The 11,967-nt window shown below is 63.3% G+C and carries 8 protein-coding genes; 5 read left to right on the plus strand and 3 right to left on the minus strand.

The genetic code is table 11. The features are described from left to right. Positions 1-15: 15 nt before the first annotated feature. The 4 genes from AB4Z51_RS26515 to AB4Z51_RS26530 all read left to right on the plus strand — a co-directional run bounded on the left by AB4Z51_RS26515 (position 16) and on the right by AB4Z51_RS26530 (position 5,820). Positions 16-1,032 carry a sugar ABC transporter substrate-binding protein gene (locus tag AB4Z51_RS26515; RefSeq protein ID WP_441498304.1) on the plus strand — a complete coding sequence of 339 codons (1,017 nt, stop codon included), beginning with the start codon at positions 16-18 and terminating at the stop codon, positions 1,030-1,032. Between the two features lie 83 nt (positions 1,033-1,115). After that, a complete protein-coding gene (locus AB4Z51_RS26520) occupies positions 1,116-3,233 on the plus strand; it encodes an ABC transporter permease subunit (protein WP_441498305.1) in 2,118 nt (705 codons plus the stop codon). Then, positions 3,230-4,327: a hypothetical protein gene (locus AB4Z51_RS26525; protein ID WP_441498330.1), complete on the plus strand. Its 1,098-nt coding sequence runs from the start codon at positions 3,230-3,232 to the stop codon at positions 4,325-4,327. The genes AB4Z51_RS26520 and AB4Z51_RS26525 overlap by 4 nt, the downstream gene beginning before the upstream one ends. After that, positions 4,324-5,820, plus strand: a complete 1,497-nt coding sequence (locus tag AB4Z51_RS26530) for a sugar ABC transporter ATP-binding protein (RefSeq protein WP_441498306.1) — start codon at positions 4,324-4,326, stop codon at positions 5,818-5,820. Before AB4Z51_RS26525 ends, AB4Z51_RS26530 begins: the two co-directional genes overlap by 4 nt. Positions 5,821-5,830: 10 nt before the next feature. On the opposite strand, the gene AB4Z51_RS26535 is transcribed toward AB4Z51_RS26530, so the two are convergent. The 3 genes from AB4Z51_RS26535 to AB4Z51_RS26545 form a co-directional block, all read right to left on the minus strand. Further along, the gene (locus AB4Z51_RS26535; protein WP_441498307.1) at positions 5,831-6,319 is read right to left on the minus strand and encodes a DUF2059 domain-containing protein; all 489 of its coding nucleotides are present in this window, start codon (positions 6,317-6,319) and stop codon (positions 5,831-5,833) included. Positions 6,320-6,360: 41 nt separating this feature from the next. Beyond that, positions 6,361-7,581 carry an OpgC domain-containing protein gene (locus AB4Z51_RS26540; protein WP_441498308.1) on the minus strand — a complete coding sequence of 407 codons (1,221 nt, stop codon included), beginning with the start codon at positions 7,579-7,581 and terminating at the stop codon, positions 6,361-6,363. Positions 7,582-7,928: 347 nt separating this feature from the next. Further along, positions 7,929-10,985 carry an ATP-binding protein gene (locus AB4Z51_RS26545; protein ID WP_441498331.1) on the minus strand — a complete coding sequence of 1,019 codons (3,057 nt, stop codon included), beginning with the start codon at positions 10,983-10,985 and terminating at the stop codon, positions 7,929-7,931. 284 nt (positions 10,986-11,269) lie between these two features. On the opposite strand from AB4Z51_RS26545, the gene AB4Z51_RS26550 reads away from it, so the two are divergent. Then, positions 11,270-11,764: a hypothetical protein gene (locus tag AB4Z51_RS26550; protein ID WP_028148879.1), complete on the plus strand. Its 495-nt coding sequence runs from the start codon at positions 11,270-11,272 to the stop codon at positions 11,762-11,764. The last annotated feature ends 203 nt before the right edge of the window (positions 11,765-11,967 follow it).

Consider the following 11,967-nt stretch of genomic DNA (forward strand, 5'->3'; position numbering starts at 1 on the left):
ACCAAGGAGGAAGCAATGAAGCATTTCGGCAACCCGACAAAGGCAATTGTTGCCGCACTGGGTCTTGCGGCAATGACCGCACCGGYCCTCGCCCAGCAGGGTCTGGATGAGCCGTTCCAGAAGCCGTTCAAGGAGGCACTGGCCGGCAAGACCGTGGCCTATGTGCCGGTCGCCATGAACTTCGACCTCACGGAGGGCTGGTATGCCGGACTGAAGAAGGAGCTCGAGCCGTTCGGCGTCAAGTTCGTGATCCGCGACGCCAACTGGAATACCAACGCCGGCGCGCAGGCCGTCACCTCGCTGATCTCGGAGAAGCCGGCGGTGATGGTGGTTCATAATCCGGACGTGCAGACCTACGCCAAGCTGCTGCAGCGCGCCGAGAACGAAGGCATCTACGTCATCCAGATCAACATGGGCTCTGCCTATCGTAGCTCCGCCTTCGTCGGCGCGAACTGGGTCGAGATCGGCGAACGCCAGACTGAAGGCGTGGTCAAGGCCTGCGAGGGCAAGTCCAACAAGATCGCGATCATCCAGGGCGCGCTGTCTGCGGCCGCGAGCGCCTATACGCTCAAGGGCGTCGAGAACGTGCTCGCCAAGCATCCTGAGATCAAGGTGGTGTCCAGCCAGGCCGCCGATTGGGATGCTGCCAAGGCCAAGGCGATCACGCAGACGGTGCTGAAGCAGAATCCCGATCTCTGCGGCATCGTCGGCTTCTGGGACGGCATGGACATCGGCACCGCGGCCGCGGTCAAGGAGGCCGGCCTCACCGGCAAGGTGTTCGTGGCAACTTCCGGCGGCGGCGAGCGCAAGGGCGCCTGCGAACTGGTGAAGTCGGGCGCATTCGATCTCAACATGAGCTACGACGTGCCGACCCAGGCCGCGCAGATGGCCGGCACCATCAAGTGGCTGCTGTCGTCGGGCATCAAGCCCGGCTCCGTCAAGGGCTCGGAATACACCACGCTGATTCCGATCACCAAGGAGAACGCCGATAGCCAGATGGCGTGCTGGAATCTCAGCGACCTCAAGAAATAATTGTCGCGACGCAAGACCCTGGCGTCCCGGACGATCTCACGTCCGGGACGTGGTCTCGAAACTTGCAAGGTCCCGGAATTCCGATGCGCGACACTCTGACAAGCCTGCGTTACCGCTACTGGCCCGATCATCTCCTCGGTGAAATCCTGTCCAAGCGATGGACCGAGACAGCTATCCCGGTCATCCTCCTCCTGATCGTCGGCCTCGCGCTCAGCCGGTCCATCGACAATTTCCTGTCGCCAGCGAGCCTTGCCGACACCGCGCGCCAGGCTGGAGAGATCGGCTTCATCGCGCTCGGGCTGGCGCTGGTGGTCATCGTCGGCGGCATCGATCTCTCAGTCGGTTCGATCTTCGCACTGACCGATTTCTGTGCCCTCTATCTGCTCGACGTGCTGGGCTGGCCGGTCCCGGCGGTCGTGGCCGCCACCCTGCTCTGCGGCTCACTGCTCGGCGCCGTCAACGGCATCCTGATCGGATATTTGCGACTGCGGGCCTTCATCACCACGCTGATCACCCTGATCATCTACCGCTCGGCCTACGATCTCCTGATCCAGCGCTACTCCAACGCGATCGCGTCGGCCTTCCCCGACATTCCGTCCTGGGATTTCATCGGCAGCGGCAGCATCTTCGGCATTCCGACCGTGGCGCTCGTCTATATCGTCATCGCCATCTTCGGCCATATCTTCATGACCCGGCTGCGACCGGGCTGGCACATCACCGCGATCGGCGGCTCGCGTCGCTCGGCGTACAATTCCGGAATCCCCGTCCGCCGCACCATCGCGCTCTGCTACGTCGCAAGCGGCGTGCTCACCAGCATCGGTGCGCTGTTCTTCGCGTCCCGGCTCGGCACCGTCGGTGGCGACATCGGCGTTGGCCTGGAGGTGATCGTTCTGACCGCGACGGTACTGGGCGGCATCACGCTCGGCGGCGGTAAGGGCTCGGTCGCCAAATCGGCGGTCGGGGTGCTGATCGTGCTCCTGATCACCAATGGCCTGACGACCATGAATGCACGTGGCGGCGTCAACCGGATGGCGCTTGCCGGCATCCTGCTCGTTGCTGCCATGGTCGACATCCGCTGGCAGAAGAATCGGACGCGCATCATCAGTAAGGTCTACGTGGCCCCCACCTATCACGCGCTGCCGCCACCGCCGCCGACCGAGATCGGGCAAGGCGGCCCGTTCGAGCAGAACGACAAGCTGCGCAACGTCGAGTCGATTGGCCTCGGCCGCATCGAGGCACCTGAGGACGTCATCCTCGATCGCCACGACAATCTCTATGCGGGTTCGCGCCACGGCGACATCATGCGCTTCCTCGCGCCCGACTATCAGAAGATGGAGGTGTTCGCCCATATCGGCGGCCAACCACTCGGCATGGCCTTCGACCGCGAGGACAATCTCTACGTCTGCATCGGCGGCATGGGGCTCTACCGGATCAAGCCTGACGGCACGGTGGAAAAGGCGACCGACGAGACCAATCGCAGCATGCGCTCGGTCAACGACGACAGCCGCCTGCGGCTCGCCGACGACCTCGACATCACCGACGACGGGCTGATCTTCTTCTCCGAGGCCACCGTGCGTTACGAGATGGACGAGTGGCCGATCGACGGCCTCGAGGCGCGTGGCAACGGCCGCATCATCTCCTACGACACCAAGACCGGCGTGACGCGCACCGAACTGCGCGGCCTCAAATTCCCCAACGGCATCTGCGTCGCCAGCGACGGCCAGTCGATTCTGTTCGCCGAAACCTTCGGCTGCTCGATCAAGCGCTATTGGTTCGCAGGGTCAAAGAAGGGCAAGGTCGAGGTCGTCATGGACAATCTGCCGGGCTACCCCGATAACATCAACCTCGCCTCCGACGGCAATTACTGGCTGGCGCTGGTCGGCATGCGCAGCCCCTCGCTCGACCTCGCCTGGAAGATGCCCGGCTTCCGCCGCCGCATGGGCAAGCGCGTGCCGGTGGACGAATGGCTGTTCCCCAACATCAACACCGGCTGCGTGGTCAAGTTCAACGAGCAGGGCAAGATCGTCGAATCGTTCTGGGACCTGCGCGGCGAAAACCATCCGATGATCACATCGATGCGTGAGCATCGCGGCTATCTCTATCTCGGCGGCATCCTGAACAACCGGATCGGCCGCTACAAGCTCGACAATGCCGATCCGAACTTCGTCCAGTACGACAAGCGATGGGGGAAGCAATCGTGATCGCCGCCGTCAGGGAGTTCGCAAACCGCTTTCTCGGGCGCGGCGACGCCACCATCACCGTACCGTCCTTCGACGGCGCGTTGAAGCCCAACCAGAAGCTGGAATCGGCCGAAACCTCGCTGACATGCGAGGCGCCGCAGGATCTCGCCACCGACGGAAGCAACCTCTTCATCGCGGACGGTGAGCGTTTGCTGCGCCTGGATGGCGGCACGGCCTCGGAGGTCCGCAGCTTCGAGCGCCCGATCTCCGCGCTGTGTGCCCTGCCCGGCGGTGGTCTTGCGGTTGCGCTCGGGGGACGCGAGGTGCGGCTCTACGCAAGCCCCTCGGCCGAGCAGCCAAGCGTGACGTTTGCGGATGGCGCGTTCAATGCCGTCAACGCACTGACGCTCGCGAGCGACAACGCGCTGATCGCGACGGACGGCTCGGCGACATGCGGCGTCGATGACTGGGCACGCGACCTGATGGAGCTCAACCGGAGCGGCCGCGTGTTCAGGCTGGATCCCGCCAGCAAGACCGTGACACCGCTGGCTCAGGGGCTCGGCCATGCCTTCGGTGCCTGCGTGCATGGCAACAGCGTGCTGGTCAGCGAGAGCTGGCGCCACCGGCTCGTCCTTGTTGCGCCGGGCGCACCGCCGCGGACCGTGCTCGCTCACCTTCCCGTCTACCCCTCGCGGCTGTCGAAGGCGGCGGGCGGCGGCTACTGGCTCACCGCCTTCACGGCGCGCACCCAGCTCATCGAGTTCGTGTTGCGCGAGCCGGCCTACCGGCGCCGCATGATGGCGGAGATCGATCCGGCGTATTGGGTTGCCCCACGCCTGCGCTCGGGCTTCTCGTTCAAGGAGCCGATGCAGGGTGCACACATCAAGACCATGGGCGTGATCAAGCCGTGGGCGCCGCCGCGCTCCTATGGCCTCGTCATCCGACTCGATGCAGATGGCCAGCCGCTCTATTCACTGCACAGCCGGGTCGACGGCGCCAATCACGGTATCGTTGCGGCGATCGAGATGGGCGGCGATCTCGTCCTGATCGCCAAGGGACCGGGCCGCGTGCTGCGACTGCCGCTGTCCGGTCTTGCCGAGGAGTTCCGCTCATGAGCGACATCGCACTCTCGCTGCGCAAGGCCACAAAACTTTACGCCGGCGTGCCCGCCATCGACGGGGTCGACTTCGACCTCCGCCGCGGCGAGATCCACGCGCTGGTCGGCGAGAACGGCGCCGGCAAATCGACACTGACCAAGGTGATGGCCGGCGTGGTGACACTGACGTCAGGGACCATGACGATCGACGGCGCCGACGTCGTACCACGGACACCGCTGGAGGCGCGCAATCTCGGCATCGCCATGGTGTTCCAGGAAAACAGCCTGGTGCCGACCATGACTGTCGCGCAGAATCTGTTTCTCGGGCAGGAGAAGTTCTATAATCGCCTGCGCGGCATCTACATCGCTGCGCAGCAGTTCCTGCAATCACTCAATTTCGACGTCACGCCGACCGCCACCGTCGGCGGCCTCGGCGCCGCCAAGAAGCAGATGGTGGAGATCGCGCGCGCGGTTTTGCACCGCGCCAAGGTCATCATCTTCGACGAGCCGACGGCGTCGCTGACGCCGGAAGAGAAGAAATACTTCTTTGACCTCGTCCGCGATCTCAAGAAGCGCGGCGTCTCGATCGTCTTCATCTCGCACGCCCTGGAAGAAGCTTTGCTGCTCGCCGACCGCATCACGGTTCTGCGCGACGGCAAGCACGTCGTCACCGACGATGCCGCCAACTTCGACCGCGCGGCGATCGTGCAGGCCATGGTCGGGCGCGACCTCTCCAACACGCTCTACGGTGCGCGAAAGAGCAACGTGCGGTCGCCCGGCGCGCGCGTGCTCACCGTGCAGAACCTGAAGATGGCGCCGATGGTGAAGAACAATTCGCTGTCGGTGTTCGCCGGGCAGATCACCGGCGTGTTCGGCCTCGTCGGCGCAGGCCGCACCGAAACGTTCAAGATCGTCTCCGGCGTGCTGAAGCGCGACTTCTTCCATGGCGGCGAGATCCTGCTGCACGACAAGCCGGTGCGCTACCGGGTGCCGGCGCCGGCGGTGCAGGCCGGCATCGCCTATGTGACTGAAGACCGCAAGGTCGAAGGCTTCTTCGAGACGTCCTCGATCGCACGCAACATCTATCTCGGCCTTCTGTCGAAATTTCCCAAGGGCCGCATGTTGCTGTCGCGGCGAGAGAACGAGGCGATCGGCAGGACCTGGATCGAACGGCTCAAGGTTCGCGCGATCGGCAACGACGGCAAGGTGGTCGAGCTTTCCGGCGGCAATCAGCAGAAGGTCGTGATCGCCAAATCGCTGGTTCAGGAGCCCGACCTGATCATCTTCGACGAACCGACGCGCGGCGTCGACGTCGGCGCCATCGTCGAGATCCACGAGTTGATCAACCAGCTCGCCGACGAGGGCAAGGCGGTCGTGGTCATCTCATCCTACCTGCCCGAGATCATGGCGCTCTCCGACCGCATCCTGGTTTCGCGCCAGGGCAAGGTCGTGGAGGAGTTCTCCGCATTGGAGGCGACGGAGGAAAGGATCATGTACGCCGCGATTCACTGAGCATGACGGTCTACGGCTTGTGCGCTTTCTGGCGCAGCGCCTCGATGAGGCGCAGCTTTAGTTCATCTGCGGCCTTCTGGTTAACGTCCTGGCCGATCTGCGCGCTCGCCTGCGCCAGCGCATCGGACTTTTCCATAAACTTCCGGCCTGCAGGCTGGGCATAGAACGCCTCGATCTGGCGCAGCTCGTCGACGGTGAAGTTTTGGGCATAGAGAGCGGCGATCTGGTCGATCAGCGAGGCAAAGAACGGCGCGTAGATATCGGAGCCCGGCGCCGTCATTGCGTCATAATCGCGCTCGATCTCAGGCCGGTCCTGTGCGACCACGGGTCTCAGCTTGAGCAGGAGCTGCGGGAGCGCCGCGCGATACTGATCTGCGATCTTCAGCGTGGCGACGAGTTTTCGCGCAGCATCCATCGCCTCGGGCGACGGCGCTTGCGCCGACGCGTTGCAGACGAGGAGCAGGAGGGCGCCGGCAATCGTTAATAAGAATCTCGACATGCATCTCTCCCGAAAAATCGTCCCGGCGACGCGATGTGTTCTCAGCGGCGAGCCGGAGCCGCGCCGATGATCGTTACCGGCGCGCCTTCGGCGGCGGCCTCCCGCTCGTCGTCGACATCCGTCACCTTGACGAAGAGGCTGGGCACCCGCTCGGCGCGGTCGAGCAGCCACGCCGCCCCGAACATGATGGCGAAGCCGGCGAACGAAACGGCGAGTTGCTCCCAGACGCCCCTGGTGTATTGCATCAGGATCCAATGCGCCGAGAACGACAGGAACACGCTGAGGCAAAAGATCGGCAGCGAATGCTGGCCGCAGAGGATGACCGGGTGCAGCCATTTCAAATGCAACGCTTTCCAGTGGCGCGGGATGAAATAGGTCATCCAGATCGCCACCGCCAGAAAGTGCGTGAAGCGCAGCATGTCGAGGTCGGTCTTGTCGATCGGGTAGATCGCCTTGATCATCCATTTCGGGATCAGCGCCTCGAGCGCAGGGATGTGCCAGGTCATCACGATCAGGAATGCGAAGGCGAGCCAGGCCGCGGCCAGCGTCATCGCCGCCTTCGACCACACCCATGTTGCGATCTTGTCGATCTGGCCGACGCCACACCAGGCGGCGAACACGAACATCAGCTGCCAGCAGAACGGGTTGAAGTACCAGGTCGTGCCCGGCGGATAGGAGGCGATGTTCCAGTCGAACCGGCGCGCCAACACATACAATACCACGGAGGCAGCCAGCGTCAGGTTCGGCCGGCGCACCAGGCCCCACACGATGAAGGGCGCGGCGAGCACCAGCGTGATGTAGAGCGGCAGCACGTCGAGATTGACCGGCTTGTAGCGCAGCGAGAGCGCCTGACCTATCAGGATGTCCGGATGGTCGAGAAAATTGTGAACGTTGAACTCGTCCGCATACATCGGGTTGTCGAACCTCCTGACCGTTCGCGCGATCTGCGCAGTGAACAGCAGGAACAGCATGATGTGGGCAACGTACATCTCGCCCGCGCGCCGCCACAGCCGCTTCAGCGCGGCGAGAAACCAGCCGCCGGCGACGATCGGCCCGTAGATCCAGCCGACCAGATAGCCGGAGATGAAGACGAAGAACTCGGCGGCGTCGCTGAAGCCGTAATTGCGCAAGGTCAGCCAGGCCACGACGTCGTGCGGGATGTGATCGAGGAAGATCATCCACAACCCGATGCCGCGGAAGAGATCGAGGCGCAAATCGCGCTCGACCGGCGCCAACAAAGCTGACTGGTCCCGTGTGCTCATGGCCCCGCCTCGTCCGGTGGGCGTCGCGCCGTCGCGGCGCCGAAAGATCGAATGCTAAAAAATGTAGATCAAAAGTCACCTGGCCCTGCGGCTAGTGCCGACGGTAGCCGACCTTGGCGTCCGTGCAAGGGGCTTCGTCATCGGGGCGCACAGACCGCGTCCGGCAAGTCATGAGACCTTGAACGGCGCCGGCGGGAGGTGGTGGTCGTCCCTGCAAGATGTCGAAAACAACCCCATGCACAGTAGAGACGGTCTCTTAAGTCCTTGCTTTGCCTGCGAAACTCAAACGGCCCGTCGGGCAAAAAATCAGCCCGGCGGTACGATCGCACGCCAGGGAGGGAGCAGGGTCAGGTCAGCTCGCCGCCCCGGGCAAGCATCTCGGTCAGCATCGCCTCGGCCTTGTGCTGGAGCGGCAGCGCGCCGCTCTCGGAGGCGATCGCGATGGCCGCGCGCAAGGCGACGATGATCGCGGCCTTGTTCGCCGCATCCGTCGGCGGCGTCACCACGGCCTCGCCGAGCAGGGCCTCGGCCTCGAGGCCGGAAAACCCCTGCTGGCGAGCGGTGTTGCGCGCCTCGCGCAGCATGTTCTGCGCGGCCTGGACGTCGCCGAGGCGGAAGGTTGCGAGCGCAAGATAGATCGAGCTGCGCAGCACCGCCGAGGTATAGCCGACCGCCTTCGCCTCCTCGCGCGCCTCGGCCAGCATGCCGCGCGCCCGGTCGAACAGCCCCTGCTCCAGATAGGCGATGCCGAGATGACAGGCGAGCACCGGCACGAACAGCCGGATGCCGTGCTTCTGCGCCAGCACGAACCCGTCTTCGAGAATGGCAGCGGCCGCGGCCGGCTCGTTGCGGCCGAGCATCAGCCAGCCGCCGCTATAGGCGGCGGCGACGCGGTCGTAGGGGCGGTTGGTCTCTTCCGCGATCGCCGAAGCTTGTTGCTGGAACTGCTCGGCGGCGTCGAGTTCGCCCATGACGGTGTGGGTGAAGCTCTTCATCATGCAGCAGAGGAGCAGTGTGTATTTTGGGGGAGTGGCAAACGGCGCGCTCGCTTCGGGTCCCATGAGATTAGCGCGGCCTTGCGCCAACATCTGCTCCGCTTCGCGATATCGACCGGCGAGAAAATAGGCCTGTCCCAGATTGTATTGTGCAAGGTTGCGCCAACCCGGGTTGCCTGACTTCTCGGCGAGGCCAACGACCTCCTGGCCGAGCGCAACCGCTTCAGTTGGCGTTCCGTAGAAATTCTGTCCACCCGCCATGACGGTCATGGCGGCGACCTTTCTTCCGATGTCGTCAATTCCACTAGCCCGGCGTTCGGCCTCTTTTCCGAGATCGATCCACTCGGCAACCTGACCGGACCAGATGAATGCCATTCGCGCCTCCATCCGGAGGTCAATTGCATCTGCCTCCCGCGAGAGAGTCATCGGCATCTTGTCGAGCGAACTCATCGCGATCCCGAAATAGTCGACCGCATCGGCATACGCCGAGCGCACAAGACATTTCTGCGCGGCACCTCTCCCGTACCCGAACGCTTTCAGCCAATCCTTCGCGCGCATCGCGTGATAGCAAAGCGTGTCAGGACCGTCGCTCCATGTCTCGTCGCTTTCGAAGGCCGCAAGTATTCGCCCATGTATGTTCTCGCGCACCTTTTCGACCATCGACTCGTAGGTCACTTGGCGGACCATCTCGTGCTGGAACTCGATCGAGTCCTCAAGTTCACTATCGATCCTCACGAGGATCTCGGCTCGGTCGAGCGCTCCGAGGCAATCCTGGAGAATGTCTTCGGGCAGCGCGGCGACGTTCCGCAGCATCATCACGCTTGAGCGCGGCCCCAGCGCCGCCGCTATTTGGAGAACCGAGCGCTCCTGCCTTGAGACACGATCGAGCCGCGCCGCAATCACCCCCTGAATGCTGGTAGGGATGCCGAGCTCGTCAATAGGTCGAACGAGCGCAAGGTCACCCCACTGACCGCGAAGCGTGCCACTATCTTTCAGTCCACGGCAGACTTCCTCGAGAAATAGAGGAACGTTGGCAGTATGAGAGATGATCCGGTTCTTCAAATCGGTGTTCATCGCCGACGGTCCGAGCATATCGGCCAACATGGCCAATCCCGAATCGTCATCCAGGGGGCGCATTGCAATCACTTCCGCATGGCAGCGTGCGATCCACTCGGGCATGCCGTTCGGCCTGCTCGTGAGAAAAACTATCAGGTTGGGACTCTGTAACGACGCGATTGCAGCAACAACCGCATCGCTGGCTCGGTCGATCCAGTGCAGGTCCTCGATGAGAAGAACCGTACGCTGTTGAAAGGCCAGGCTTTGCACGATGGCGCAACTTGCATCGGAAATGGCACGCGCGCGCGCGTAAGGCTCCAGCTCACTCCAGCGATGATCCGCGACCGGAATATCCAATATGGAATCGATCGCGAGCTGATGGATTGCCGGCAACTCCTTTCGGATGTCGACCAGACTATCCGAATCTCTGGCGGCAACTTCGAAGATCGAAAGTATGGTGCGCTTGAGCGCGCTGAACGGCACGCCCTGAAGGTTCGGACTACACTCGGCGTCAATCAGCCGCCAGCCATCGGCCTTGAGCTCCTGGGCGAACTCATGCGCGAGCCGCGATTTTCCGATGCCTGCATCGCCGATCAGCAGGACCGTCTGCCGGCTTGCACTGGACCTCTCCGCGGCACGTGCCAAAAGGGCCCGCTCAGTCGTGCGATCGACAAACCGCGAAACGCTCCGCGCTCGTCGCACCCGCCAGCTTGAAAGGTCGCTCGCTCCGACGACACGGTAGACCGGCAGCGGCTCGTTGAAACCGCGCAGCACCTTGCGACCCAAGGCTTCGAATCGGACATGTCCATCCGCGAGTTTCTGGCAGGCCTCCGACACGTAGATCCGATTGGCCTCGGCCGCGGCCTCCAGCCTCGCGGCAAGATGCTGAGCGGCTCCTCCGATCTCGTAGACCTTGGAAAACTCGCTGGCGACCATATAGGCGACGACGTGCCCCGAATGGAGGCCGACCCGAACCTGAAGTCCGGGATCGCCAAGACTGCCGACCCGCCGGACAAGCTCGATGGCCGCATGGCAGGCCAGCGGAGCATGGTTGTCGTCGGCGATCGGGGCACCAAAGACAGCGGCCAAGCCGTCCCCCAACTCCTTGCTGACGATGCCGCCAAACTGGCGTACCGCGCCCCTCATGGCCGCCAGCGCTGGCTCCAGGCGTGAGACGGCCTCCTCCGGCTCCAATTCGGCAACAAGCCCTGTGGAGTCGATGACGTCGGCTCGGAGAATTGTCACAAACCGCCGCTCGCTGTCGGGATCAGCACGCCGACGTACCGCCGCCCCACACTTGGAGCACCAGCTATCGTCCGAATCAATCGCCGACTGGCACGCGAAGCAATGCATTCCTGCGCCTTCAAGGATCGCGGCGTCGCTGTCGTCCAGCGCCCGCGAGCAACTCGTGGTAAGAATACCTATCAAGAACCGCTTAGCAATCGGACTTGCCCATCGCCGTTAGCGGAGCACGGTGCGGTTGGCGATCTGGACGAAACACAGTCCTGAGTGGTAGCCTATGCAAATCCCAGCAAAGATGGGGCATATATTCGGCGAAGCCGGGTTGGCAAAACTAACCGGCGTCGCGGAGCTGTATGTATTTTCACAAAGCCAAGGACATATTGAGGGAAAAGACGATGGGGTCGAGAACTTACACCGGGGCTTCATTCAAAGATTTGATGAACGACAATTATTTCCCTCTGGAGAACATGCAGAGGAGCGTGGACATCCTCAAGGCGTCGCCGGACATCCACGTGCCGACCCTGGAGTACGGCCAGTACCATCTGATCCTGACGCCGGCGGACAAATGGCCGGACGGGAGCGCGGCGTACTGGCACAAGGAGAAGGGACGGGCTCGCGTCGACCTCACCACGCAGTTGAATACGGTCCCGCTGTCCAAGGACGAGCCCGGCGTGATCCCGCTGACGCGATGCGCGCTGCTCGATGCCTGCGTGCGGAAGTGCTTCAATTCCGAGCCGCCGATCCCGATGAAGACGAACATCATCACCCACGCGGCGAGCGACGCCTATGCCGACCGGCACGAAATCCGGCTGGAGTGGGAATACGACAACGGCGAGGACCAGGCGCCGACGCTGCTCCACCTGACGATGGTCTGTCCGTATCGACCCTGATTCCGAGCGGGAGCAGCGCGGAGGCTTCCGCACCAATCTAGCATGGTCCGTCGTCGCCACAGCATGCGTTGCACGACGGACCAATCATGCCCCGCCCGCTCCGCTCGAAGGCCGCGTTGCACTGTCTCGCGGCCGCGCCCCGTCACGGGCCTGTCGCACGAAGATGATCCGCTACCTGCCAGTGCGCGCGCGACTCGCCTCGA

Origin of the sequence: Bradyrhizobium sp. 2TAF36 (assembly GCF_052114925.1) — a bacterium.
GTDB lineage: Bacteria > Pseudomonadota > Alphaproteobacteria > Rhizobiales > Xanthobacteraceae > Bradyrhizobium > Bradyrhizobium barranii.